Consider the following 24570-nt stretch of genomic DNA (forward strand, 5'->3'; position numbering starts at 1 on the left):
GTATTCCAGACGCGACATATCAGCCTCCAAGGGTGAGATCAGGTAATCACAAAACGTCCACCTCGGGAATCCATTTTATGGGTACGTCATCTAATCCAACGCGGGGGAAAATATCAGTGGCAGGTCGCATCGGGCTCGCCTCTCGATCATTCGGCCGGAAAGGTCAGAGGTGAGGGGCGGAGGCGCGAGGCGATCCACCATGCCGCGATGGCGCCGGCTGCGCAGATCAGCATGACGACGGCGGGCGGGATCAGCGTTCCGTCATGGGCAAGCCCGAGGATCGCCCCGACAGCGCCCGCGAACACGTATTGCAGCACGCCGAACAGCGATGAGGCCGAGCCGCTGTCGCCCGGTGCGCTTTCCATCACCAGCGCCGTCACGTTGCCGAAGATCAGGCTCAGGCTGACGAGGGACAGGAAGAGCAGCGGACCGACGACATGAAGCCCGGTGAAGCCGGCCAGCAACGCACCTACGAGCAGCGCCACGCACAGGCCATGGAGCAACAGGCCGACCGGCAGGATTTCGTGTTCTCTCCAGCGGTTCAGCAGCCGGATGTTCACGAAGCCCGCCGTGATCTCACCCAGCGCGATACCGGCGAAGACGAGGCTGTAAGCGGTCGGCGACAGCCCGTAATGATCGACGAAGATGAAGGCGGATGCGCCGATATAGACGAACAGCCCGGCCATGGTGAAGGAGCCGGAAAGGGCATAGGCCGAAAAGCGGCTCCGGCGGAACAGGCCGGCATAGGTGGCGAGCGCCGACAGCACGCCGCTTTTCCTGCGCGCCGCCGGGGCAAGCGATTCCGGCACGATGCGCAGCGTCGCGATCACCGCCAGCATGCCGATGACGGCAAGCGCCCAGAAGATCGATCGCCAGCCCAGGATGGCAAGCAGCAGGCCGCCGATGGGCGGGGCCGCGACCGGCGCGACCATCATCACCTGCATGAGCAACGAGAATACCTTGGCGCCGTCGCGCCGCTCATAGAGATCGGCCACGATGGCGCGCGGGATCACGAGACCGGCCGCGCCGCCAAGCCCCTGCAAGGCGCGCGCGATCATGAACGTCGAGATGTCCTGCGCCAGCGCGGCGAGGACGGAAGCGGCGATGAACAGCAGAATGCCGGCGATGAGCGGTGCGCGCCGGCCGAACCGGTCCGTCAGCGGTCCGTAGAATATCTGCCCGACGGCGAGCCCGCCGAGGAATATCGACAGCGATGTCTGGATCGCTCCGGCATCGGCGTCGAGGGCGCGGCCAATCTCGGAGAACGCCGGCAGATACAGGTCGATCGCCATGGCGTCGAAGGCGGTCACGATGCCGAGAACGAGGATGAGCGGCAACGATCCGGCGAGACGCAGTTTCGGTTCCATGCGCATGCACCTCAAGAAGGGCGACGGCTCCGATCCCGCAGGCTGGATCGGAGCCTTGTGGAAAGGAGAGCCAGAAAATAAGACTGCTCAGTCGGAAATTCATATACGACTGAGCAGTCGGAAATGGAAGAGGAATCATCGTGGCGCGCAGAAAAGAGATTGATCGGGATCGTATCCTGGACGCTGCGGAGGCGGTGATTCTCGCCTCGGGGGGGCGGCAATTCACGCTCGATGCGGTGGCGGAGCGCGCGGGCATCAGCAAAGGGGGCCTCGTGTACACCTTCGCCACCAAGGACGCGCTGATCGCGGCTGCGCTGGAGCGGGAGATGGCGCGGTTTCAGGCGGCCGTGGATGAGCGTATCGAGGAGGACGAAGCCGCTCCCGACCGGCGGCTTCTCGCTCACGTAGATGAGGCGCTGACCGAAGACGACGCGCTCACGCGCATGGCTGCCTTTCTCATGACGGCGCTGGTTCACGCGCCGGACATGTTTGCCCCGGCGCGGCGCTTCTATCATGCCCTGTTCGCCCTGTTCGATCCCGATACGGAACAGGGCCGCGATGTCCGGCAGGCCGTGCTGGCCGTGGAAGGTCTTTTCCTTCTGCGCGGTCTGGGCCTCGTCGATGTCCCGGTTGAGGAGTGGAAGTCGGTTCTTCTTCATGCCCGCAACACGATCCTGCCGGAAAGCAGGCCCGAATGAGATCCGTCTCCTGCGGGCTTCTACATGGATCGCCGGGTATTTCGCTCTGAAGTCTTTCTGCGCGCCCGGGCGCAAATAACAGGATCGCTGCTAGATAATTCATTGCATTTGAATGAAAATTTGAAAATAATAAAATTATAATAAATGTACAAATATCAAAATAAAGTACAGATGATTGTGTTTGGATCCAAATAAATTATGAAGGTGTCATCTGCTCTCTTGCGGATGGGGATATTCCGGCGGGCGGGATTGGCAGGAGATTGCGGATCGAAGCAGCCATTGCGCATGGTATTCGTCGCGCGTCGTGGTTCCGCATTGCTGCTTCGGCTTTTGACGGGGTGGGACATGGGGCGCAAACGGATCATTGGGCGAGACGCGATTCTGGATGCCGCCGAACAGGTCATCCACAGGCACGGCGGCCATCAGTTGTCGCTCCAACTGGTTGCCGAGGCTGCGAATATCAGCAAGGGGGCCATCGCTTATAATTTCAGGACGAAGGACGAATTGCTGATGGCCGTCTTCGCGCGCGAGTCGGCCCGTTTCCAGCATGAGGCTTCCAGGGATGTCGCTGCGCGGAAGATCGCGCGGAAAGATGAGGCCGCGGCGCGGGATGGCGATGCGGCCGCCCTTCCGCGCGATGCCCGGCCGGTCGACCGTGTCGCGGGCTGGATAGCCGCCACGCGGCGGGAGAACGAGGAAATGATCGTGAAGGCCGCCGGCTTGTTCACGAACATGTTGCAGTCCGAGACACGCCGCCATGCCGTTACCGTCCCGCATCGTTTCGTCGTCCATCCACTCGCCGCGGAACTCGGCGCCGGCGGTCAGCGTCTGGGGCACGACGATGGTCAGCGGGAAGTTCCACTCGCTCTTCGCGGTCAGATTGTCGAGCGTGATGTCCTTGCGGTCCCGGGCGTAGCGTGAACTGATCTGGCCTTCCACGCGGCCGACGTTCCCTTCGCCGAGGCGTCTGTTGACGGAATTTTCCCACTGGATGTAGGTGTTCGACGTGCCGAAGTCCCACTTGCCGCGATGGGTGGCGGAAAGGGTGGTGCGCGTCACGCGGTTGGTCTCGCGGTCGCCGCGCGTCAGTTCCTGATTCAGGTCGGAGACGGACACGTCGCTGAACAGCATGTCGCCGGCGTAGATGTTGCGTTGTTGGCTCCAGGCGGCCTCGAAGTCCACCACGTGGCGCTCGTCGAGCTTCCATGAGAGCAGGCCGCGGAAGTCGGTATTGACCACGCCTTCCTTGCCGGCGGCAACGGCGTCCCGCTGCATCTGGGGCTGTCCGTCCGGCCCCAGCACGGGGTTGCCGTACCAGTCGGTGACGGGAATGAAGGGAGTCGCGGCCTCGTTGATGTCGATGTCGTCGGCGTCGGTGCGGTTGTAGTTGGCCGTAATGCGGTAGGAGAACCGCTCGTCGATCGGTCCGCCGGCGACGATCGTGGAGCGGTAGGTGCGGCCTTCCTTGTCGCTCTCCGGGATGTTGGCGAAGCTCGTCGCGCTGAAGGTGAACTTCTCCGGGCGCCTGGTGATGATGTTGACCACGCCGCCCGAGGCGCCGGAGCCGTAGCGCGCGGCGGCGGGGCCGCGCAGCACCTCGATACGCTCGACGGCTTCCGCCGGCACCCAGTTCGAGTCGCCGCGCGTGTCGCGCTCGCCGCCGCGGCGCATGCGCACAGGTATCTGCCGTTCGAAGCCAACGCCGATCATCCCGAGCCGGTCGGCAGGTGAGCCGAAGCCAAACCGAAAGCCGGAATTTGCTTGATAGATCAGTTTCCCATATCGCTCTCTGTTTCGCTCATGGTTGATGCAGTGCGTATTTCGTGTCCCTTGATCATGGCCCGCATGAACCTGCAAAGCTCGCTGTAAGCATCTTCTTCGCTGATTTCCCTGGCAATGACGGCGGCGGAGAGCGCGTCGGCCGCCCCGAGCAAGGCCCACAGGGCCGCTTTCGGGATGTCCCCCGATCCTGAAAACGGCGACAGAATCTGCCGGCATTTTTCGATATAGGTCTGCTGGCATTGCTTTTTCATCGCCGCCAGCTCCGGGGAGCCGCTTAATGCGGCTGCGACCTCGGGCAGTTCGCGACCTTCAGCCAGGGCACATCCGATATAGCTCGACGCGAAGACCCGGACCTTTTCCTCCAGTGTCTGCCCGCTGGCCGCGATGGCGGCGTCGATGATCGCGGTCTGGCGGGTGTCGAAGTCCCGGTAGAGGACGGCGAGCAGACCGTGGCGCGTTCCGAAGTGATCATAGACGACCGGCTTGGTCACGCCGGCCGCCTCGGCAAGCCGGCCCAAAGTGAGCGCATCGGTTCCCCCTTCACGAACGAGCTGCCATGCCACGTCCATCAACTGCGCCAGGCGCTCTTCCTTCGACAGACGTCTACGGGGCGGCTGGGCGGCGGAAGGGCTGGCGGCATGGGAATCCGGCATGTTTCTCCCCGCTGTTCTCGGCAAACGTTCCGGGCAACTTATCGGGACCTATACACCATTGCCGCCGCGCGGTAATCCCGATCCGAAGCGGTATTCGGCGGGATATCCTCCGATCGTAAGGCCGGCAGCCCATCGGCCAGGGCATGGACCCGCCGGTTGTCGGCCCCGGAATAGTTGCCGCCCCCGGCTTTCAGTGCGTCCTCGACCGAGAGCGGGACGACCTGCGTGAGGCCGAGCGCCTCTTCCCGGCATTGCCGAAGCCGGCGTACGAGACGCTCCTTCGGGCGCTCAAGGTGACGCGAAAAGCTTGCGGCCGATCCGGCGTGCCGTTTCGAGGTGGCCTGCGGGAAAGCCCGGTTCCGATGTCGGAAGCACTTCCGAAGTGACGACCGTTGCGCCGCAATAGTCGAAGATCCCGTGGTCGATCTGGGTTTTCATGGCGCCCCAATAACCGTGCCGGGCATAGGTGCGGATGTCGGAGTCGCCGACGCCGACGAGATGAAACCGGAATCGCCCGAGTCGCTTGACCGGCTTGCCGTCGTTTCCGCTTCCGTAGGCCCAATCCAGCGTGAACACGCGGTCGATCCAGCCCTTGAGCAGGGCAGGGAAGGACCACCAGTAGATCGGATAAACCAGAACGACCGCATCGGCGCGCTCGAGCCGCTCCTGTTCCGCGATGACGTCCGCCGGCAGTTCGGCCTCGCCCTTCAGATAGGCGTGATCCTGCGCGCTGAAAGAGGGATTGAACCCTTCCGCGGCCAGATCGGCGATCTCGACCGTGTGCGTCTGGCCCGCATCCGCAACGCCCTGCGCCACCTCGGTCGCGAGGGCGTGAGTAAAAGAGTCTTTCCGGGGGTGGGAGATCACGATGAGTGCATGCATGAGGTGCCTCGTTTCAAATCCTTGCGTCATCCGGCTGGTGCGCTTCAACTCAGTTCTTTTTCTGCTCGCGCTCGAGTGCGGCGGCGACTGCCGGGCGATCGGCCAGGCGGTTCAGGTAGTCATGCAGGTGCCGGAAGCCCGACAGGTCCAGATTCACCAGTTTCGCCCAACCGGTCACGGTAAACAGATAAGCATCCGCGATGGTGAACTCGTTACCGTAGAAGAAGGGCTGTTCCGACAAGATGCCGTCGATCCAGGCGTAATGTTGCTTCAATGCCCTGACGGCTGCCTGCTTCACCTCGTCGTTCGCGACCGACGAAAACAGCAGATCGTAGTTCTTTACAAGGTCGGTGGCGATGAAGTTCAGCCGGCCCTGCAACTCGTAACGTTCGAATGTTTCATTGGCGGGTGCGAGGTTCTTTTCGGGCGCCCGGTCCGCAATGTACTGGATGATCGCGACGCCCTCGCCGAGGCGGCGGCCGTCGTCAAGCTCCAGCAGCGGCACAAAACCGAACGGGCTGATGGTGCGATAGTCCGTGCCGTCATCCAGGGTCTTCGTCTTGAGATTGACGTCGACGACCTCGTGTGGCGCCCCGGATTCCAGCAGGGCGATGAGGGGCGAGAGCGCGCAAGTGACTGAACTGTAATAGAGCTTCATGATGTCCTCGCGATGGGTAAAGTCGCCCGCTTCCCGGAGCGAGGCGATATCTGGCATGCGCCAACGTATGGGCGCTATATACTATCAGTAACCTACTATTGGTATATTGTAAAGAACGAGATGCGTTTTCTCGTTGAGGCCGCTGAAGCCGGCTGTCGGACGAAGCAGCCCGTCGTTTCGCGCCAACCGCACGCCACCGCGAAATTTCAGTTGACACGGCATCTGATCCATAATTTAAGGTTTGTGTCTACAAAGATTAGACACAAAAAAGACCGTATGGAAACAGCGGCTTGAGAATCCAACTGGAGGAAGCGTTGAGCAAGAATGGAGAGGATGCTCCCGTCGATCGGAAGCAACTGCTGAGCGAAGTGCTGCGGCAGCGCATTCTGAGCATGGAGCTGGCGCCGGGCGCCGTTGTCGACGAAGTGGCGCTGAGCGAGGAGTTCGGCCTGTCGCGGCCGCCTGTTCGCGAATTGATGCGGCAGATGGCGGCCGAGGGGTACATCGAGCTTGAGCCCAACCGGCCGGCCCGCGTCTCGCCGATGAGCTATCATTCTCTGCGCAGTTTTTTTCTGGCGGCGCCGCTGCTTTATGTCGCTACGACCCAGTTGGCGGCGATACAGGCAACCGCTGAGGATGTCGATCGGCTTAAAGAGATACAGAAGCACTTTCTCAATGCCATCGCGCAAAGAGACACCGAAGCGCGTGTGCTCTGGAATGACCGCTTTCATCATGAAATCGGGAAGATGGCGCGCAACGTTTATCTGATGCCCAGTTTGCGCCGCGTACTCATTGATCACGCCCGGCTTGGAAAGACTTTCTACCGTTCGTCAACCACCGGCGACATGCAGCGGGATCTGGAAAAGGCTGCCGCGCAGCATGATCAGATCATCGCGGCGATTGCCTGCGGCGACGCGGACAAGGCCGGCGAGATCGTGCGCGAGCATATGGAAATCTCGCGCCGCCGCATGACCGAATATGTCGTGCCGGAAGGAATGGACGTTCCGCTTCAGTTTTGACGGATAAGGCGCTGTCGATGCCGGCGTCAACGCCCGGCGCGTTTCAGGCAAACGGCAAGACTATCGATAACGATGTCATGACATTGTGGGGAGAAAAATGCAGAAGGTGACGTCACTTCCTGCCGACGATGCGGCATGCGGCTGGTATCGCACCAGCCGGTCCCGCCAGCCCCGTCCGGGACATGCGGGTGAAACGAAGACCCGTTGGGCGGTGGTTGGAGCGGGCTTTACCGGGCTCGCGGCGGCCCGGCAACTGGCTCTGAATTTCCCGAACGACGAAATCGTGCTGGTCGAGGCGCAGGAGGTGGGTTTCGGCACGTCCGGCCGGAATGCGGGGTTCGCCATCGACCTGCCTCATGACATCGGCGCGGACGACTACATCGGCGATGTCGCCACCGCCAGAATGGCCCTGAAGCTCAATCGCACCGGCCAATCCATTTTGCGCTCGATCGTTGAAGAGAACGGGATCGAGTGCCACTTGCGCGCCTCCGGCAAATATCAGGCCGCGATCGAGGACCGCGGCGTCGCCGTGCTCGACGCCTACCGGCGGGGGCTCGACAAGCTCGGCGAGGAAGCAACGATCATCGACGGCAAGGATCTGCCCGACCATATCGGCACGTCCTTTTACCGCAAGGCCCTGTATACGCCGGGCACGCTCCTGCTTCAGCCCTCGGCGCTGGTCAAGGGGCTTGCCGACACCCTTCCGCCGAATGTGACGCTGTATGAAAACACGCCCGTCACGGATGTCGAATACGGCGACAAGACCATTCTGGGGCACCGTCAGGGTCGCATCGTCGCCGACAAGTTGATCCTCGCCAACAATGCTTTCGGCATGCGTTTCGGATTTTTGCAGGGCAGGATGCTGCCGATCTTCCTCTATGCCAGCCTGACCCGGCCGTTGACCGGGGAAGAGCAGGCCCGGCTCGGCGGGAAGTCTTTCTGGGGCGTGATCCCGGCCGACACCTTCGGCACCACGGTGCGCCGCACGCATGACAACCGCATCCTGATCAGAAACAGCTTCAGCTTCAATCCTGATGGTCGCCCGAGACAACAATATCTGGATCGCTTCATCAAGAACCATCGGATCTCGTTCGAACGCCGGTTCCCGATGCTGGACGAGATCGATTTCGAGTACACGTGGAGCGGTTCGCTGGCCATGTCCCGCAATCATGAAGGCTTCTTCGGGCAACTCGCACCCAACGTCTACGGCGCCCTGTGCTGCAACGGCCTGGGCATCACCCGCGGCACTGTCACCGGCACGCTTCTCGCGGACTGGCTTGACGGCCGGCGCAACGACCTCATCGACATGCTGCTGGCATCACCGGGACCGAACCGGAATCCGCCCGAGCCGTTCCTGTCGATCGGCGTCAACGCGAACCTGCTGTGGGGTCAATACCGCGCCGGTCTCGAAAGCTGAATACTGGAAAGGATAGTATATCGGAAAAAATCAGCTTAATCATAAATATAAATAATAACATACATCGAATTTGGAAATGAATTGAGAATATTCAACGACTCATGGGAGGGATAAATGAGTCATGCAACGCAAGCAATTTCCATCGAAGACGTTCAACTCAACGGGTTTCACCAGCTCCTGACTATCCGCTCGGGCGGAGGCTGGGTGATGGACGGCTATATCCTCAGCATCATCGGTGTCGCCCTGATACAGCTGTCGGCCGACCTGCAACTGACGAATTTCTGGCAGGGCATGGTTGCGGCATCGGCACTGATCGGCATCTTCTTCGGCGGCTTTCTGGGCGGCTGGCTGACCGATCGCCTCGGGCGCCGGAAGCTCTATTTCGTGGCTCCCGCGCTGTTTCTCGTATGTTCGCTTGCCCAGTTCTGGGTGGAGTCGGGAATTGCCCTGTTTCTCCTGCGGTTCATGATCGGGATCGGGGTCGGTATCGAGTATCCGGTTGCGGGCTCCCTGCTGGTGGAGTTCCTGCCGCGAAAAGAGCGCGGGCCGCGGCTGGCGGCGCTTACCATCTTGTGGTTCGCGGGCGCCGCGCTGGCCTACATCGTGGGCAATCTCATTCTGGCCTATGGTGGCGATGACGCGTGGCGATGGGTGCTGGCCAGTCCAGCGGTGATCGGGGTCTTCCTGTTGCTGGTCCGCATCGGCACACCGGAATCGCCGCGCTGGCTGCTGAGCAAGGGACGCACGGCCGAGGCCGAAAGGGTCATCAAGAAAGTATACGGCCCGTCCTTCTCGCTGCGTAATTTGCCGGAAGAGCCGGCGGAGCAAAGCATGTCCTTCAAGACGCTGCTTCATTCCGGCTACGGCAAACGCATGTTCTTCGTCGCCGTGTTCTGGAGCTGCTCCGTTATTCCGGTTTTCGCGGTTTATGCTTTTGCGCCAAAGGTATTGCAGGCCCTGAATCTGACCGGAGAATGGGCCTCCTACGGATCGGTGGCCATCACGCTGCTGTTCGTGGTGGGTTGCATCATCGCCACGCAACTGATCAACGTCATCGGCCGGCGCAGTCTGGTGATCCATAGCTTTCTGTGGTCGGGATTGTCCCTGCTGGCGCTGGGATACTTCTCCAGCGGCGGAGAATGGCTGGTGCTGATCCTGTTCGGCGCCTACGCCGTGTTCATCGGCGGCGCCCAGGTCCTGCAACTCGTCTACCCGAACGAAATCTTCCCGACCGAGATCCGCGCCTTCGCGGTCGGCATGGGCGCTTCATTGTCCCGCATCGGAGCGGCCATCGGCACATGGCTGGTTCCGATCTCGCTCGATGCCATCGGTATCGGCAATACCATGTACGCCGCCGCCGCGGTCTCGTTCGTGGGCCTGGCGGTGTCGGCCGCGTTGGCGCCCGAAACCCGTTCGCTAAGTCTGCAAGAGGCAGCTTCTCTTTCGCACTGATCTTGCGTGCCGCCGTGGGGGCACGGCGGCACCGTCCATCGCACTTGGGATCTGGTCTCCCTTCTGGAGGAAGCATCATGAACTTTGACGGTATCTTCACCCCGGCGATCACGCCCCTGACGACAGCAGGCGAGATCGACAAGACGGCATTCACCGAGGTGCTGGAGTATCTGATCGATGCCAAGGTGCATGGCATTGTCATCGGCGGCTCCACCGGCGAATACTACGCACATACCGCGCAGGAGCGTTTCGACCTCGCTGCATTGGCGAGGGATGTGATCGGCACCCGCGTGCCGCTGGTCGTGGGCACCGGCGCCATCCGCACCGAAGACTCGGTCGCCTATGCCGCGGCCGCCAGGGAGATCAAGGCCGACGCGCTCCTGGTCGGCTCGCCGCCCTATGCGTTGCCGACGGAGCAGGAGAACGCGGCCCACGCACTGGCGGTTGATCGCGCCGCCGGGCTGCCCATCATCCTCTACAACTATCCCGCGCGCATGGGTGTGCTGATGGGGCGCGAATTCTTCCGTACCGTTACCGCGGTGTCGAAGAACTTCGTGGCGATCAAGGAAAGCTCGGGTCTGGCTTCGCAACTGCATTTGCTGGCGCGCGAATTCCCGAATATCCAGCTTTCGTGCGGTTGGGACGATCAGGCGCTCGAATTCTTCGCCTGGGGCGCGCGCAGTTGGGTCTGCGCAGGTTCGAACTTCGTCCCGCGCGAGCACGTCGCGCTTTACGAAGCCACCGTTCTGGAGAAGGATTTCGACAAGGGCCGCCGCATCATGTCGGCCCTGCTGCCGCTGCTGGATTTTCTGGAAGGCGGCAAATTCGTCCAGTCGATCAAGTCCGGGGCGAAGCTGGCAGGACTGCGCGCCGGCGGCGTGCGCGCGCCCCTTCAGCCGCTGGATGAGGCCGAAGAGCATGCGCTGAAGACGATCGTCGAGGAACTCAAGCGCGAAGTTGCCGCTGTCACGGGAGCGAACGCCTGATGTCCGGCCTTTTGTCAGCATCCGACTATGCGGCGATCGCCGGGAAGATCGTGTTCCCGAAAGAGGCTTTTATCGACGGTGTTTTCCGTCCATCGCTGTCGGGCAAGACCTTTCCGACGACCAACCCGGCGACCGGCGCGGTCCTGACCGAGGTTGCCGCATGCAACGCGGAGGACGTCGATCTGGCCGTGAAGGCGGCCAAGACCGCTTTCGAGGACGGGCGCTGGCGGCGGCGCTCCCCTTCCGAGCGCAAGGCCGTGCTGCTGCGGCTTGCGGATCTGCTCGAACGGAACGCGCATGAACTGGCGGTGATGGAAAGCCTCGACAGCGGCAAGCCCGTGCGCGAGTGCCAGAACACCGACGTGCCCGAGACGATCCACACGATCCGCTGGCATGCCGAACTGATCGACAAGATCTATGACCATACCGCGCCGGTGGGATCGGACACGGTCGCGCTGGTGGTGCGCGAGCCTATCGGCGTGGTGGGTCTGGTCCTGCCGTGGAATTTCCCGCTGCTGATGCTGGCGTGGAAAATCGGGCCGTCGCTGGCGGCCGGCTGTTCGGTCGTGGTGAAGCCGGCCAAGGAAACCAGCCTCACGGCATTGCGTCTTGCCGAACTGGCTCATCAGGCCGGCATTCCCGCAGGCGTGCTCAACGTCCTTCCCGGTGGCGGCAGGGATGTGGGCGAGCCGATCGGCCGGCACCCGGATGTCGCGATGGTCAGCTTCACCGGTTCGACCGACACCGGCAGGCTGTTCCTCAAGTATGCGGCTGAATCGAACCTGAAGCAGGTGGTGCTGGAATGCGGCGGCAAGAATCCCGCCGTCGTCATGGACGACGTTGAGGATGTCGATGCCGTCGCCCGGCATATTGTCAACGGCGCTTTCTGGAACATGGGCCAGAATTGTTCGGCGTCATCGCGCCTGATCGTTCACGCCGATATCAAGGATGCGCTGCTGGAGCGGGTCGGCCTTCATCTGCGCGAGTGGAAAATGGGGGATCCTCTCGATCCCGAGAACTTTCTCGGTTCGCTCTCCAGCGACGCTCATTTCGAGAAGGTGTACTCGTATATCGAGCAGGCGAAAGCGGAGAATATTCCGGTCGTCTTCGGCGGCGGGGCCCGGCACGGAATTTTCGTCGAGCCGACCATCGTCGATGACGCCGGCCCGGAAAGCAAACTGTTCCGGGAAGAAATTTTCGGGCCGATCCTGTCCGTGACGACTTTCACGACGATCGATGAAGCGATTGCGCTCGCCAACGACACCGTCTATGGCTTGGCGGCGGCGGTCTATACGAGCAGGCTGAACCGTGCGTTGCGCCTGGCGCGTGAAATACGTGCGGGCGTCGTGACGGTGAACTGCTTCGGCGAGGGCGACGTCACCACGCCTTTCGGCGGCTTCAAGGAATCCGGCTTCGGCGGGCGTGACAAATCCATATGGGCGCATGATCAGTACACGGAAATAAAGACGATCTGGATCGACGCTTCGACGTCGGAAAAATATAACTAGATCGGCGTGCATTCAAGTGGAATCGCCACGCCGCTCTCAATTCTATATTTTACCGCAACTTGCATTCAATTCGATGGATCGATTTGAACGCAAACTGCTCTAAACCTGTTGCAGGACAATCATTCTCGTCCGGGTCTCCCGGCCCGGACGTGGCTTGTCATGCGTGTCTCATCGGGGCTCAGGAACGATATGGCGCAATTGGTCGGTACTCAAAGGACGCGCAAGGCGACGCTGGTCGGGTTGACTTCGATCCTCCTCTGGGGCTCGATCGTCGGCCTCATCCGCAGTGTCAGCGAAAGTTTCGGCCCCATCGGCGGCGCGGCGCTGATCTACACGGTGGCAGCGGTCGTATTGTTGTTGACTGTCGGATTTCCGAAGCTCGGCGAGTTTCCCCGGCGCTACCTCTTTTGGGGGAGCGTCCTTTTCATTTCATATGAACTGTGCCTTGCCTTGTCTATCGGTTACGCAAATACAGGACGGCAGGCCATCGAGGTCGGGATGGTCAATTACCTTTGGCCGACATTCACGATGGTCGCGGCAATCCTGTTCAATAATCAAAAAGCAAATATCCTTATATTCCCCGGGGTCGTCATTTCGATGGTCGGCATTGTCTGGGTTCTCGGCGGCGATAGCGGGATCAATTTTGCGGTCATGTTATCCAACATTCAGGATAACCCCCTGAGCTACGGTCTGGCGTTTGCCGGCGCCGTGATCTGGGCGGCGTACTCGATCACCACGGCGAAATTTGCCGACGGGAAAAACGGCGTCACCCTGTTCTTCATGCTGGTCGCCGCCGTTCTCTGGATCAAGTATCCGTTTACGGATGGCAGCGCGATGGATTTCAACCTCGAGTCCATTATCGTGCTGGCGTTGGCGGCTTCGGCGATGGGCTTCGGCTATGCCGCGTGGAACGTCGGCATTCTGCACGGCAACGTCACCATTCTGGCCGGAGCCTCCTACTTTACCCCGATTTTTTCCGCGGTTATCGCAGCGCTGCTTTTACGCACGCCGCTTTCGTTCTCGTTCTGGCAGGGAACGGCCATGGTTTGCGGGGGATCGATCCTGTGCTGGCTGGCGACACGCAGACGGCGCTGATTTCTTGCGCGAGAACAGCCGGGCGCCTGCCCCTCCGATTCGGATATCCGACTTGCCCCCCGTGCGCGTCCATGTCTCGGCAGCAGGGGCAAAGGGGGGGCGGAAGGGGCGGGCGCCCGGTCGCTCGCGCGGCGGATTCTTCACCAAGATCCACCTGAAGACCGACTTCGTCAGACTGAACGCATCAATCCACCGTCAACACGGATATTCTGGCCGGTGATGTAGGCCGCACCTTCCGAGGCCAGGAACGAGATGGTGGCGGCAATCTCCTCAGCCTTGCCGTAGCGTCCGAGCGGCACGCTCTCCCGGCGCTCTCCGGTTTCGGGAAGGCTGTCGATCCAGCCGGGCAGGACGTTGTTGATCCGAATGTTGTCGGCGGCATAGGTGTCCGCGACGATCTTGGTGAAGGATGCAAGCCCGGCGCGGAATACCGCCGAGGTCGGAAAAAGACTGCTCGGCTCGAAGGCCCATGCGCTCGATATATTGACGATGACACCCGATTTCTGCGTCTGCATGATCGGCGCGACAAGCCGGATCGGGCGGACGGCGTTGAGAAAATAGGTGTCGAGACCCGTATGCCAGTCTTCGTCGCCGATCTCCAGGATCGGGGCGCGCGGGCCGTGGCCGGCGCTGTTGACCAGCACGTCGATGCGGCCCCAGCGCTCCACCGTTCCATCAACCAGCCGCTTGAGATCGTCGTTCGACCGATTCGAGCCGGTCACGCCGAATCCGCCAAGTTCATCGGCCAGCGCCTCTCCCTTGCCGGATGACGACAGGATCGCAACCTTGAAGCCATCCCCGGCGAGTCGTCTGGCGGCGGCTGCGCCCATGCCGCTGCCACCGGCGGTGATGATGGCAACTTTTTCGACACTCATGTTCGTCTCCTGAAATCCGGAAGCAAGCAACCTTCGGCCATCGCCTCTGCCGGTCGAAGTCCTGAGCCTGCCCGCTTCCTGTGTCCGTGATGTTGATTTCTATATCGGGTCGAGCCGATCAGCTTGATATGCGCGAGAATAGACGGATTCTCGCGGACGGATTTGATGTCATTCGGTGAGATTGCCCACGCGATTGAGACGAGCGTTATCGGCCGATGAACTGCGGCGCCTGCGCTCCTGGCGGTCGGAAACCGCCTTGGCCGGTTCCGGGCGGGCGTTTCCGATTGCCTGCGGTTTCGTATCGGGCAAGGAAAAGGATACGTTGTTCGTATAGTTCTCGCGCATGAAGTTGATGAAGTTGTCCTGGAATTGTCGCGTGTGGGCGTGAGCCAATTCGTCGGCCAGATCGACGTCCTTCGCCCTGATCGCTTCCAGCATCAGGTTATGCTCGTCCGTCAGGAGATAGCCCTCGTTTGTCCGTTCGAGATACTCAAAATGCAGATGCAACATTCGCTGTCCCTGATTGAGCAGCCGCTCGTAAAATGATGCCATGTAGGCATTTTTACCGGCCCTGGCGATAGCAAGATGAAACTGCTTGTTGGCTTCCGACATCTTCAAATGGTCGTTTGTCTGAACGGCGGCCTCGAATGCTTTCTGACGGCTGGCGATGCTCTTCAGGTCGGCGGCCGTGCGCAAAGCCGCCGCCAGACGGGTATTGACCCGCTGGGCGATATCCAGCGCCTCGACATATTTCGAAAACGTCCCCACCTCGATCGGCGCGACGATCGTGCTGCGATTTGACAGCGTCACGACGAGTTCTTCCCCCGCGAGCCGGATCAGCGCCTCGCGCACGGGTGAGCGCGACATCTCGAAACGCTCGGCGAGGGTGCTTTCGTCCAGCAATTCGCCCGGCGCCAGCGTCAGGGTCAATATCTCGCTCCGCAGCGTCTCGTAGACGTTCTTCCAGCCGGTGCCCCTGACCCGCTTCGTTTCTGTTTCGCCTGACACTTTTCTCTCTCGCTCCGTTGCAAGGCCCATTAGGGACAGAAAACCGCGCCGATCACAACGCAAATTTTTCCGCTTGATTTGTCGACGCGCAGCCGACATAAATAATCTTGTCGACACGTAGACGACCAAAAATACCGGAAACGGCGCGACGCCGACGACCGGAGAACACGTGCCGGATGCACGTCATGGAGAGGAAAAAATGATGTTTTCCAGAATGATCACGTCCGCCTTGCGGACGCTGCCCGGGCTCGCATTGGCGATGGGGCTTTCGGCAACTGCGGTTTCGGCGCAATCGGGCGGGGGCTATTGGCAGGGTGTCCAGAAAGCCGGCGCATTGCGTTGCGGCGCCGCGGTCGCCCCGCCCTATGTCATGCGCGATCCGGCGACCGGCGAATATTCGGGGTTCTTCGCCGATCTGTGCCGCGAGTTCGCCGAAGTCCTGAAGGTCAAGCCCGTGTTCGTGGATACGACGTGGGACAACCTGATCGCCGGCTTGCAGGCTGGCCGGTGGGACGTCTCGCTGGCGCTCAACCGCACGCCGGTCCGCGCCTTGGCGGTGCAATTCTCTATTCCCGCCATGGAGTATCAGATCTCGCTCGCCTACAACAAGAACAATCCCAAGATTCCGGCGGAGGCGACCTCCGTCGCGGATATCGACAAGCCGGGCGTGACGCTCGCCGTCATGTCCGGCACGGCCCAGGACAAGGCGATTTCCGCCGCGGTGAAGAGCGCCACCGTCCTGCGCCTGCCCAGCAACGATGAAACCCGCCTCGCGCTGGTTTCTCGCCGCGCCGACATCCTCGTCGATGCCTCCGACACCAACCTGTTGTTCACACAGTCCAATCCGGATTGGGCAGTGGCTCTCAACCCGAAGCCCGCGCTGGCGAAACAGGGCGTGTCGTTCGGATTGCCCCACCAGATTTCGCCTGCCGATATCGAGGTCGTCAACATTTTCCTCGAGGAGAAAGTGGCGACCGGTTACGTCGACACCCTGATCCGCAACGCGGTCGACAAGGTGCTCAAGGGCGCGCGGTGACGAGGGGAGGGCGGATCGAAGAACGCTTTCGCATCCGCCGTTCCATTTCCCTCATACGCGCCGGATCTTCCTGAAGGCGGCAGCCATTCGCCGTGCCGGGGCGCGGCCCGGCATTGCCGAGGTTCGCCCCGTCCTCCCGTATTCAATCACAACTGCGAGACCTGCCATGACCTTAAGTCATTCTCCGGGCAGTCAAGCCTCAAATACGCCTCTTGTCCGTATCCGGTCGCTCCACAAGAGCTACACGCCTGCCGTGAAAGTGCTCAGAGGGCTTGACATCGAGATGAAACCCGGCGAGCGGGTGGTCGTCATCGGGCCGAGCGGCGGCGGCAAGAGCACGCTGCTGCGCGTGATGATGGGGCTCGAAAAGATCGACAGCGGTTCGATCACCTTCGGCGGAAAACCCTATATATCGGCCGACGGCGGCTACGGGAAAACCGTCATCGACACAAGCGTCCGCCGCTCGATCGGCATGGTGTTTCAGCACTATACGCTGTTCCCGCATCTGAGCGTCATCGAGAACCTGACGCTCGCCCCCTGCAAGGTGCGGGGCGAGAAGAAGTCCGCCGCCGCCGGGCGTGCGACGGCGCTGCTGGAGCGCTTCGGTCTCGGCGCGAAGGCGGACGCCTTTCCGGCGCAGCTTTCCGGCGGGCAGAAGCAGCGGGTGGCCATTGCCCGCGCCCTGATGCTCGACCCGAAGCTGATGCTGTTCGACGAAGTGACCTCGGCGCTCGACCCCGAACTGGTGGCGGAGGTCGAGCAGGTCATCCTGCAACTTGCCGCGCAGAACATGCCGATGATGATCGTGACCCATGACATGTGGTTCGCGAAGAACATCGCTTCCCGGGTTATCTTCTGCGCGGGTGGCGTGGTCGTCGAAGACGGCCCGCCCGAGCAGGTGCTGGGGGCTCCGAAAGAGGAGCGCACCCGGGAATTCATCGACCGCGTCTTCCATATCCGGCAGTAAAGGGAAGGCGCATGAACTATTCACTCGATTTCGGGGCCGTTTCCTTCCCGCCGCTCCTCGACGGGCTCGTCGTGACGCTTCAGCTCACGGCCGTCGCCAATCTGATCGGTATCTTCTTCGGGTTTCCGCTGGCGCTCCTCATCATGAGCCGTTTCGCGGCCGTCCGCTTGCCGGCGATGCTGTTCGTGGAGTTCTTCCGCTGCACGCCGGCGATCGTCCAGATCGTCTGGTTCTTTTACTGCGTGCCGATGCTGTTCGATGTCTTTCTCGGGTCCATCACCATGGGCATCCTGGCGCTCGGCTTCAACCTGATGGCGTTCAACGCCGAAGCCTATCGCGCCGCCATTCAGGCCGTGCCGCGCGAGCAGCTCGACGCGGGTATCGCGCTGGGTCTCAACCCGCTCCAGCGCGTGCTCTACATCGTATTTCCGACTGCGCTGCGTGCGTCGATACCCGTCCTGCTGACGAACGGCATCGTCATATTCCAGCAGAGCGCGCTGGTGGCGATCGTGGCGGTGCAGGATCTCATGTATGAGGCCAAGACGCTGGCGACGGAAACCTATCGGCCGATCGAGATCTTTACCGTCGCCGCGCTCATCTACTTCGCCATTTCGTTCCCCGTTTCGCAGATCGTCAGTTACCTCGAACGTCGCCGTCAACTGGTGACGAGCTGAGGAGAAGATTCATGACTTTCGATTTCTCCGTCGTGCTGCGCTTCACCGATGCTCTGGCGCTCGGCCTGTGGATGACGATCAAGTTGACGCTCATGTCGGTCATCCTTGGTTGTACGCTGGGCTTTCTCGTCGGGCTTGCCCGCACCTCGACGTCCGCGCTGCTGCGCATCGTCTCCAACGTCTACGTCGAATTCTTCCGCGGCACGCCCGTGCTCATCCAGTTGTTCTGGATCTTCTTCTGCCTGCCGCTGGTTCTGGGCGTCGAGCTGTCGAACCTCGCGTCGGGCGTGATCGCACTCACGCTCTACATGGGGGCGATTTCCAGCGAGACGTTCCGCGCCTCCCTCAAGTCGGTCGGGCGTGAACAGCTCGACGCCTGCGTCGCGCTCGGACTGCCCCGGCGCGTGCAGATCACGAACGTCGTGCTGCCCCAGGCGGTGTTGCGCGCCATTCCGACGCTGTTGTCGAACTGCGTCAGCCTGTTCAAGGAGAGCGCTCTCGTTTCCGCCGTGGGCATGGCCGATCTCATGTTCGTCGGCGGGAACATTTCCAACAACACGGCGCGCCCCGTCGAGGTGCTGACGGTCGTCGCCCTCATCTACTTCGCCATCGCCTTTCCGCTCACCCGGGCTGTCTCGCTCGTCGAGCGCCGCATCCTCGCGAAGCTTGCGATGTGATGGTTTCCAACATTTCTGCAAAGGAGAACTCCATGATACTCAAAGGCGTCCTTCCCGCTCTCGTCACCCCGTTCGATGAAAACGGCAGGATTGATTTCAGTGCCTTCGAGAAGCTGCTCACGAAGCTGCGCGACGACGGCGTCAAGGGCTGGGTGCCCAACGGCTCAACCGGCGAATACAACGCCCTGACGGCCGACGAACGGGCATCCGTGCTGAAATTCGTCGCCGAATTCGCCGGCGGGGACGAACTGCTCATCGCCGGCACCAATGCCGGCTCCACGTGGGAAGTGATCGAGCACACGAAGCGCGCCCGCGACCTCGGTTACGACACGGTGCTGCTGTCCGCGCCTTTTTATGCGACACCCGCGACGGACGAAATCATCGCGCATTACCAGTCCGTGCTTGATGCGGTCGATGTGAAGGTCGTGCTGTACAACTACCCGCCGAAGGTCGGCGTGGAGGTGGGCCTCGACGTGCTCGACGCCTTCGTCGACAACCCGCGCGTCATCGGCATCAAGGAATCGAGCGGCAGCCTGCTGCGCGCCATCGACATCCGCGTGCGATACGGCGATCGCTACCAGGTCACCAACGGTTCCGACGACCAGACGCTGGACTTCTACCTTTGGGGCGCGACGTCCTGGATCTGCGGGCCGGCGAACTTCATGGCGAAGGCCGCCGTCGATCTCGTCAACACCATCGAGGCCGGCGACTGGCTCGGCGCGCGCGGCAAGGCGCAGACCATCTACCGCGCCATGTCGAGCCTCGAAAGCGGCAAGTTCGTGCAGAAGGTCAAATACGGCTGCGAGCTTGCCGGCACCCCCGTCGGCGTGGGCCGCCAGCCGCTGCTGCCGCTTTCCGACGCCGAGAAGGCGGAATTCCGCGCGGCGGTGGAACCCGTTCTGAACTTGAAGTGAGAACGTCCGGCGGGCGGCTTGGCGCCGCCCGTTCGATACCGGCAGGAGGGGACAAGGTGACTGCAACTGTCATCATCGGCGCGGGTATCATCGGGACCGCGCTTGCCTACGATCTGCAACGCCGCGGCCGTCAGGTCGTCCTGGTCGATCGCGATGCGCCGGGGCGGGGCGCTTCCTATGGGAACATGGCGTCGATCGCAGTGACCGAGTTCATGCCGGCCTCGCGCCCGGCGGTCTGGAAACAGATTCCGGGCTGGATGCTCGACCCTGAAGGTCCTGTCCGGGTGCGCCCCGCCTATATGCCGAAGCTGGTTCCGTGGTTCCTGCGCTTCATCGCCGCCTCGCGCCCTTCGAAGCTGCGGACGCTGGAGGAGCAGGGGGCCGTCCTGTGCAAGCGCGTCCATGAGGATCTCGGAGCATTGCTGCGTGAAACGGGGCTGGAGGCGGAGCTGACACAGGAGGGGTGCCTGTCGCTCTATGCCGACGAGGCGGAGTTCCGGGCGGACCGCGATCACATCGAGATATTGGAGCGTTTCGGCTTCGAGCATCACGTCCTGACCGGCGCACAGGCGCGCGAACTTGAGCCGGAGCTGTCGAAGGACATCGGCATGGCGGTGCTCTTTCCCCGGAACCGCAGCCTTCGCGATCCCTACCGGCTGGTGCTGAGGCTTGCGGAGAAATTCGTGACGCTCGGCGGGCGCATCGAGAGGGGCGAGGTCGGCGGGTTCGACCGGTCCGGGCGGATTCGCGCGGTGATCCTGAAGGACGGCCGGCACCTTCCGGCCGATGAAATCGTGATCGCCGCCGGCGCTTTCTCTGGCCGCTTGTCCGGGATGCTCGACGAGCCGATGCCGCTCGAAACCGAACGCGGCTATCATACCCAGATCATGTCGCCGGGCATTGCGATGAAGCATTCGATCATCTGGCCCGCCCGCGCCTTCATGGTGACGCCGACGGCCGGCGGCATCCGCGTCGGCGGCACGGTCGAGATGGCGGGGCTCGACGCGGCGCCCGATTATCGCCGCTCGAAGATCACGGTGAAGCGCGCGCAGACGGCGCTTCCGAACCTGAAATGCGCGGACTTCACCGAATGGATGGGCCATCGTCCCGCCTTCCCGGACACGGTGCCCGTCATGTCGGCTTCGGCGAAGACACCGGGCGTTTTCTATGCCACCGGCCACGGCCACCTGGGCGTGACCTATGCCGCGACCACGGCGCGGCTGATGGGCGACCTGATCACCGGCGTAAAGCCGCCGCTAGACATGGCGCCGTATCGCATCGACCGTTTCTGAGAGGAAAGCCCGTTATGAGGACCGTTTTTTCGCCGACAGAGGCTTCGTGTTCCGTTACCGGCCGGGGCCTGCGGGTCGATGGCGGTCCGACACGCGCATTGTGAGGGAAACATGCAGACGAAACTTTACATCAATGGCGCATGGGTGTCTCCCGCCGAGGGCGGCACGCTGCCGGTGATCGATCCCGCCACCGAGGAAGTGTTTCATCACATTCCCGCCGCCACCGCGCCCGACGCCGATGCGGCCGTGCGCGCCGCACGGGCCGCCTTCGACGACGGGCCCTGGCCGCGCCTGAGCGGCGCCGAGCGCGCGACGTTCCTGCGCGCCATCGCCAGGGGAATCCGCGACCGGCTGCCGGAACTCGCGCGGATCGAAACGCGCGACAACGGCAAACCGTTGCCGGAAGCGACGTGGGACCTCGAAGACGCGGCAGGCTGCTTCGATTTCTATGCCGGGCTCGCCGAGGAACTTGACGGCGAAGCGGAGACGGTGAAGCTCGCGGACGCGCGCTTCGTTTCGAAAGCCGTTCGCGAGCCGATCGGCGTCGCCGTGGCCATCGTGCCGTGGAACTATCCGCTGCTGATGGCGGCATGGAAAGTCGCCCCCGCCCTGGCGGCGGGATGCACCATGATCCTGAAACCGGCCGAGACAACCTCGCTGACCGCGCTGGAACTGGGCGCGATCGCCGAGGCCGCCGGATTGCCTCCGGGTGTGCTCAACATCCTGTCGGGCAAGGGCTCGGTGGTGGGGCAGGCGCTGACCGAGCACGCGCAGGTCGACAAGCTGGCCTTCACCGGCTCCGGCCCGGTCGGTTCGCGCATCATGGCCGCCGCGGCGAAGGACATCAAGCGGGTGAGCCTCGAACTCGGCGGCAAGTCGCCCTTCGTGGTTTTCGCCGACAGCGACATCGAGAAGGCCGTCGAATGGATCATGTTCGGCATCTTCTGGAACCAGGGTCAGGTCTGCTCGGCCACCTCGCGGGTTCTGGTCGAGGCGCCGCTCTATCCGCGCCTGCTGGAGCGGCTGGTTGAAGAAGCGAAGAAGATCCGCATCGGCAACGGGCTCGACGAGGGCACGCTGCTCGGGCCGCTGGTCAACGAGGCGCAGTATGAGGACGTGCTGCGCCACATCGACAGGGCCGTCGCGCAGGGAGCGACGGTTGCGGCCGGCGGCCGGCGGCCCGAGGGCTTCGACAGGGGTTACTATCTGGAGCCGACGATCCTCACCGATGTGCCGCTCGACGCCGACGCCTGGGTCGAGGAAATCTTCGGACCCGTCGTCTGCATCCGCTCCTTCGACACCGAGGAAGAAGCCATCCGCCTTGCCAATGATTCCCGCTTCGGTCTTGCGGCGGCCGTGATGTCGGAAGACGAAGAGCGCGCGGAGCGAGTCGCCCGCGCCTTCCGCGCCGGCATCGTCTGGATCAATTGCTCGCAGCCGACCTTCACCGAGGCGCCGTGGGGCGGCTACAAGCAGTCCGGCATCGGGCGCGAACTCGGTCGCTGGGGGCTCGATAACTATCTGGAGACCAAGCAGATCACCCGCTTCGTCGGCAACGAACCGTGGGGCTGGTATCTGAAATGACCTTCGAGAACAGCCTTGAAATCCTGCTGGTGCATTGTCAGGGCGAGAGCGGCAATGTGCTGGTCGGCGGCGCGCCCGAATTGCCGGGCGCGACCATCCTTGAGAAGATGAATTTTCTCAATGACGTCGATAACAGCCTGCGCCTGTTCCTGACGCGCGAGCCGCGGGCGCAGGTGGTTCACACCACCAACCTGCTGCTGCCGCCCTGCCGGCCGGATGCGGACGCGGCGTTCATCGTGCTCCAGCCGGACACGGCGCACCCGATGTCCGGCTCGAACTGCATCTGCGTCGTCACGGCGCTGCTCGAGACGGGCCGCGTGAAGATGATCGAGCCGGAGACCGTGGTGCGTCTCGACACCGCCGCCGGCCTGATCGTCGCCCGCGCGCGCTGCGAGGGCGGCCGTTGCATATCGGTCAGCCTCGACAATGTTCCGGCCTTCGTCGTTGAACTCGATGCGGCGATCGAGACCCCGCAATGGGGCCTCATCCGCGGCGATATTGCTTTCGGCGGCGTCTTCTATGCGCAGGTCGACGCGGATCAGGTTGGCCTGCGCATCGTTCCCGAAGCCGCGCGCGGGCTGGCGGAGGCGGGGATGGCGATCAAGGCGCTCCTGAAAGACCAGATCCGTGTCGCGCACCCGGAGATCCCGAGCCTGAACGAGATCGCCTATGTCATGTTCCGCGAGCGCCACGACGATGGCTCGGTCACGACCTGCACCACGCTCAAACCCGGCCGCGTCGACCGCTCGCCCTGCGGCACGGGGAGTTCCGCCAATCTCGCGATCCTGCACGCGCGGGGCGAGCTGAAGACCGGCGACAGGCGGATTTCGCGCAGCATCATCGGCGGCACGTTCACCGCGGAAATGCTGGGTGAAACCACCGTGGGCGGCCGTCCCGCCGTTCTGCCGCGGATAACGGGGCAAGGTTACATCTTCGGACGGCAGGAATTGCGCCTCGATCCGAACGATCCTTTCAGCACGGGCTTCGCACTGTCGGACACCTGGGGTCCGCAGGTAGGTGAACTATGAGCCTCTCCGGCCAGACCATCCTCGTCACCGGCGCGGCCGGTGGCATTGGTGCGGCCATCTGTGCCCGCTTTGCCGCGGAGGGCGCGCTGGTCGTCGTCACCGACGTGAACGGTGAAGGCGCCGAGGCCACGGCGGCACGGATCGTCGCGGAAGGAGGCCGGGGCCGCGCTTTCGCCAGCGATCGCGACGGCGGAAGGCTGCCGGGCAATCGTCGACGACGTCATCGGAAGCGAGGGCCGCATCGACGTCCTGTGCAACAACGCGGGCATCAACCGGCGCGGCAACCTGTTGTCGCTGACGGCGGACGACTGGCGGCTGAGCTTCGCGATCAATGTCGACGCCATGTTTCATCTGTGTCAGGCGGCGCTGCCGCCGATGATCGCGGCCGGTGGCGGCGCCATCGTCAACACGGCCTCGCAATGGGGCCTTCACCCGGCGCCGAACCATATCGCCTACAACGTGACGAAGGCGGCGGTGGCGAGCTTCACGCAGAATCTCGCCCGCGACTACGCGTCTCACAAAGTCAGGGTGAATGCCGTTTGCCCCGGCGAAATCCATACGCCGATGCTGGAAGCGGGGGTGAAGCGGTCGGGCCGCACCATCGCCGATCTCGACAGGCTGGTGCCTTTCGGCCGCATCGGCAAGCCGGAGGAGGTCGCGGCCCTGGTCGCCTTCCTCGCTTCCGACGAAGCCGCCTTCATCTGCGGCTCTCTCGTCGAGATCACCGGCGCGCAGGCCGTGGCGTGAGGGCAGACGTTTCGACGGACTCGGATCGTGCGGGATCATCCGGGTGAATATGGCCCGGACCGGAAAGAAAACTTCCCGGTTCTCGCCGTCCGGAACGGTTTGCATCCAAGCCGGTCCATCGAATTGAACGCAAGTTGCGGTAAAACATGAAATCGAGAGCGGGATGGCGATTCAACCTGATCGCATTCCGCTCCATCCCCGCGAATTGTTCGACTATGCGGGCAAGGACCGGTTTCTGGCGACAAGCGGTC

General features: G+C 62.6%; 22 protein-coding genes and 4 pseudogenes. 19 read left to right on the forward strand and 7 right to left on the reverse strand.

Going from position 1 to position 24570, the window contains the following annotated elements:
• Positions 1-146 precede the first annotated feature (146 nt).
• Complete coding sequence (locus tag ACOYJQ_RS13905) at positions 147-1367, reverse strand: multidrug effflux MFS transporter (protein ID WP_433459199.1); 1221 nt, start codon at positions 1365-1367, stop codon at positions 147-149.
• Between the two features lie 140 nt (positions 1368-1507).
• On the opposite strand from ACOYJQ_RS13905, the gene ACOYJQ_RS13910 reads away from it, so the two are divergent.
• Both ACOYJQ_RS13910 and ACOYJQ_RS13915 read left to right on the forward strand, forming a co-directional pair.
• Entirely contained in the window at positions 1508-2065 is a 558-nt protein-coding gene (locus ACOYJQ_RS13910; RefSeq protein ID WP_433459200.1) for a TetR/AcrR family transcriptional regulator, read from the forward strand.
• A 345-nt stretch (positions 2066-2410) separates the two neighbouring features.
• On the forward strand, positions 2411-2986 hold the full coding sequence (locus ACOYJQ_RS13915; RefSeq protein ID WP_433459371.1) for a TetR/AcrR family transcriptional regulator: 576 nt from the start codon (positions 2411-2413) through the stop codon (positions 2984-2986).
• 633 nt (positions 2987-3619) lie between these two features.
• Here ACOYJQ_RS13915 and ACOYJQ_RS13920 read toward each other — a convergent pair.
• The 4 genes and pseudogenes from ACOYJQ_RS13920 to gstA all read right to left on the reverse strand — a co-directional run.
• Positions 3620-3775: pseudogene (locus ACOYJQ_RS13920) on the reverse strand (TonB-dependent receptor plug domain-containing protein); the annotation flags it as partial.
• A gap of 59 nt (positions 3776-3834) precedes the next feature.
• Positions 3835-4500, reverse strand: a complete 666-nt coding sequence (locus ACOYJQ_RS13925; protein ID WP_433459201.1) for a TetR/AcrR family transcriptional regulator — start codon at positions 4498-4500, stop codon at positions 3835-3837.
• A gap of 288 nt (positions 4501-4788) precedes the next feature.
• On the reverse strand, positions 4789-5382 hold the full coding sequence (locus tag ACOYJQ_RS13930; protein WP_433459202.1) for an NAD(P)H-dependent oxidoreductase: 594 nt from the start codon (positions 5380-5382) through the stop codon (positions 4789-4791).
• Between the two features lie 49 nt (positions 5383-5431).
• Positions 5432-6040, reverse strand: coding sequence for a glutathione transferase GstA (gstA, locus tag ACOYJQ_RS13935; RefSeq protein ID WP_433459203.1), 609 nt, complete (start codon positions 6038-6040; stop codon positions 5432-5434).
• A gap of 290 nt (positions 6041-6330) precedes the next feature.
• Here gstA and ACOYJQ_RS13940 point away from each other — a divergent pair, with 290 nt between their 5' ends.
• From ACOYJQ_RS13940 to ACOYJQ_RS13970, 7 genes and pseudogenes are all read left to right on the forward strand, one after another.
• Positions 6331-7059 (forward strand): GntR family transcriptional regulator, encoded by a 729-nt coding sequence (locus ACOYJQ_RS13940; RefSeq protein WP_433459205.1) that lies wholly within the window; start codon positions 6331-6333, stop codon positions 7057-7059.
• A gap of 106 nt (positions 7060-7165) precedes the next feature.
• Positions 7166-8476: an NAD(P)/FAD-dependent oxidoreductase gene (locus tag ACOYJQ_RS13945; RefSeq protein WP_433459206.1), complete on the forward strand. Its 1311-nt coding sequence runs from the start codon at positions 7166-7168 to the stop codon at positions 8474-8476.
• Between the two features lie 114 nt (positions 8477-8590).
• A complete protein-coding gene (locus ACOYJQ_RS13950) occupies positions 8591-9928 on the forward strand; it encodes an MFS transporter (RefSeq protein WP_433459208.1) in 1338 nt (445 codons plus the stop codon).
• Positions 9929-10005: 77 nt separating this feature from the next.
• Positions 10006-10914, forward strand: coding sequence for a dihydrodipicolinate synthase family protein (locus ACOYJQ_RS13955; protein ID WP_433459209.1), 909 nt, complete (start codon positions 10006-10008; stop codon positions 10912-10914).
• Positions 10914-12422: an aldehyde dehydrogenase gene (locus tag ACOYJQ_RS13960; RefSeq protein WP_433459210.1), complete on the forward strand. Its 1509-nt coding sequence runs from the start codon at positions 10914-10916 to the stop codon at positions 12420-12422. Before ACOYJQ_RS13955 ends, ACOYJQ_RS13960 begins: the two co-directional genes overlap by 1 nt.
• A 189-nt stretch (positions 12423-12611) precedes the next feature.
• Positions 12612-13517: an aromatic amino acid DMT transporter YddG gene (yddG, locus tag ACOYJQ_RS13965; RefSeq protein ID WP_433459211.1), complete on the forward strand. Its 906-nt coding sequence runs from the start codon at positions 12612-12614 to the stop codon at positions 13515-13517.
• Positions 13518-13560: 43 nt separating this feature from the next.
• A pseudogene (locus tag ACOYJQ_RS13970) lies at positions 13561-13674 on the forward strand (IS5 family transposase); the annotation flags it as partial.
• 13 nt (positions 13675-13687) lie between these two features.
• Here ACOYJQ_RS13970 and ACOYJQ_RS13975 read toward each other — a convergent pair.
• Positions 13688-14392 (reverse strand): SDR family oxidoreductase, encoded by a 705-nt coding sequence (locus tag ACOYJQ_RS13975; protein ID WP_433459212.1) that lies wholly within the window; start codon positions 14390-14392, stop codon positions 13688-13690.
• A gap of 315 nt (positions 14393-14707) precedes the next feature.
• Positions 14708-15400 (reverse strand): annotated as a pseudogene (locus tag ACOYJQ_RS13980) (GntR family transcriptional regulator); the annotation flags it as partial.
• A 202-nt stretch (positions 15401-15602) separates the two neighbouring features.
• Between ACOYJQ_RS13980 and ACOYJQ_RS13985 the strand changes: the two are divergent.
• The 10 genes and pseudogenes from ACOYJQ_RS13985 to ACOYJQ_RS14030 all read left to right on the forward strand — a co-directional run bounded on the left by ACOYJQ_RS13985 (position 15603) and on the right by ACOYJQ_RS14030 (position 24319).
• Entirely contained in the window at positions 15603-16436 is an 834-nt protein-coding gene (locus ACOYJQ_RS13985) for a substrate-binding periplasmic protein (RefSeq protein WP_433459373.1), read from the forward strand.
• A gap of 166 nt (positions 16437-16602) precedes the next feature.
• A complete protein-coding gene (locus tag ACOYJQ_RS13990) occupies positions 16603-17403 on the forward strand; it encodes an amino acid ABC transporter ATP-binding protein (RefSeq protein ID WP_433459214.1) in 801 nt (266 codons plus the stop codon).
• Between the two features lie 11 nt (positions 17404-17414).
• The gene (locus tag ACOYJQ_RS13995) at positions 17415-18077 is read left to right on the forward strand and encodes an amino acid ABC transporter permease (protein ID WP_433459216.1); all 663 of its coding nucleotides are present in this window, start codon (positions 17415-17417) and stop codon (positions 18075-18077) included.
• A gap of 11 nt (positions 18078-18088) precedes the next feature.
• The gene (locus tag ACOYJQ_RS14000; protein WP_433459218.1) at positions 18089-18754 is read left to right on the forward strand and encodes an amino acid ABC transporter permease; all 666 of its coding nucleotides are present in this window, start codon (positions 18089-18091) and stop codon (positions 18752-18754) included.
• A 32-nt stretch (positions 18755-18786) separates the two neighbouring features.
• Positions 18787-19668, forward strand: a complete 882-nt coding sequence (locus tag ACOYJQ_RS14005; protein ID WP_433459219.1) for a dihydrodipicolinate synthase family protein — start codon at positions 18787-18789, stop codon at positions 19666-19668.
• Positions 19669-19724: 56 nt separating this feature from the next.
• Positions 19725-20960 (forward strand): NAD(P)/FAD-dependent oxidoreductase, encoded by a 1236-nt coding sequence (locus ACOYJQ_RS14010; protein WP_433459220.1) that lies wholly within the window; start codon positions 19725-19727, stop codon positions 20958-20960.
• Positions 20961-21071: 111 nt separating this feature from the next.
• Entirely contained in the window at positions 21072-22544 is a 1473-nt protein-coding gene (locus tag ACOYJQ_RS14015) for an aldehyde dehydrogenase family protein (protein ID WP_433459221.1), read from the forward strand.
• Positions 22541-23572, forward strand: coding sequence for a proline racemase family protein (locus tag ACOYJQ_RS14020; RefSeq protein ID WP_433459223.1), 1032 nt, complete (start codon positions 22541-22543; stop codon positions 23570-23572). The genes ACOYJQ_RS14015 and ACOYJQ_RS14020 overlap by 4 nt, the downstream gene beginning before the upstream one ends.
• Positions 23569-23685: pseudogene (locus ACOYJQ_RS14025) on the forward strand (SDR family NAD(P)-dependent oxidoreductase); the annotation flags it as partial. The gene ACOYJQ_RS14020 and the pseudogene ACOYJQ_RS14025, both read left to right, overlap by 4 nt.
• Entirely contained in the window at positions 23684-24319 is a 636-nt protein-coding gene (locus ACOYJQ_RS14030) for an SDR family NAD(P)-dependent oxidoreductase (protein ID WP_433459224.1), read from the forward strand. The pseudogene ACOYJQ_RS14025 and the gene ACOYJQ_RS14030, both read left to right, overlap by 2 nt.
• Positions 24320-24570: the final 251 nt, after the last annotated feature.

This window comes from Pseudochelatococcus sp. (genome assembly GCF_050946405.1).
Classification (GTDB): Bacteria; Pseudomonadota; Alphaproteobacteria; order Rhizobiales; family Beijerinckiaceae; genus Pseudochelatococcus.

Excerpts from the sequence above, each read along its gene's own strand:
- ACOYJQ_RS13955 (WP_433459209.1), top strand. The coding sequence starts at position 10,006 with ATGAACTTTGACGGTATCTTCACCCCGGCGATCACGCCCCTGACGACA.
- ACOYJQ_RS13925 (WP_433459201.1), bottom strand. The coding sequence starts at position 4,500 with ATGCCGGATTCCCATGCCGCCAGCCCTTCCGCCGCCCAGCCGCCCCGT.
- ACOYJQ_RS13950 (WP_433459208.1), top strand. The coding sequence starts at position 8,591 with ATGAGTCATGCAACGCAAGCAATTTCCATCGAAGACGTTCAACTCAAC.
- ACOYJQ_RS13960 (WP_433459210.1), top strand. The coding sequence starts at position 10,914 with ATGTCCGGCCTTTTGTCAGCATCCGACTATGCGGCGATCGCCGGGAAG.
- ACOYJQ_RS13975 (WP_433459212.1), bottom strand. The coding sequence starts at position 14,392 with ATGAGTGTCGAAAAAGTTGCCATCATCACCGCCGGTGGCAGCGGCATG.
- yddG (WP_433459211.1), top strand. The coding sequence starts at position 12,612 with ATGGCGCAATTGGTCGGTACTCAAAGGACGCGCAAGGCGACGCTGGTC.
- ACOYJQ_RS13985 (WP_433459373.1), top strand. The coding sequence starts at position 15,603 with ATGTTTTCCAGAATGATCACGTCCGCCTTGCGGACGCTGCCCGGGCTC.
- ACOYJQ_RS13915 (WP_433459371.1), top strand. The coding sequence starts at position 2,411 with ATGGGGCGCAAACGGATCATTGGGCGAGACGCGATTCTGGATGCCGCC.
- ACOYJQ_RS13990 (WP_433459214.1), top strand. The coding sequence starts at position 16,603 with ATGACCTTAAGTCATTCTCCGGGCAGTCAAGCCTCAAATACGCCTCTT.
- gstA (WP_433459203.1), bottom strand. The coding sequence starts at position 6,040 with ATGAAGCTCTATTACAGTTCAGTCACTTGCGCGCTCTCGCCCCTCATC.
- ACOYJQ_RS14005 (WP_433459219.1), top strand. The coding sequence starts at position 18,787 with ATGATACTCAAAGGCGTCCTTCCCGCTCTCGTCACCCCGTTCGATGAA.
- ACOYJQ_RS14000 (WP_433459218.1), top strand. The coding sequence starts at position 18,089 with ATGACTTTCGATTTCTCCGTCGTGCTGCGCTTCACCGATGCTCTGGCG.
- ACOYJQ_RS13995 (WP_433459216.1), top strand. The coding sequence starts at position 17,415 with ATGAACTATTCACTCGATTTCGGGGCCGTTTCCTTCCCGCCGCTCCTC.
- ACOYJQ_RS14015 (WP_433459221.1), top strand. The coding sequence starts at position 21,072 with ATGCAGACGAAACTTTACATCAATGGCGCATGGGTGTCTCCCGCCGAG.
- ACOYJQ_RS13930 (WP_433459202.1), bottom strand. The coding sequence starts at position 5,382 with ATGCATGCACTCATCGTGATCTCCCACCCCCGGAAAGACTCTTTTACT.
- ACOYJQ_RS13905 (WP_433459199.1), bottom strand. The coding sequence starts at position 1,367 with ATGGAACCGAAACTGCGTCTCGCCGGATCGTTGCCGCTCATCCTCGTT.
- ACOYJQ_RS14020 (WP_433459223.1), top strand. The coding sequence starts at position 22,541 with ATGACCTTCGAGAACAGCCTTGAAATCCTGCTGGTGCATTGTCAGGGC.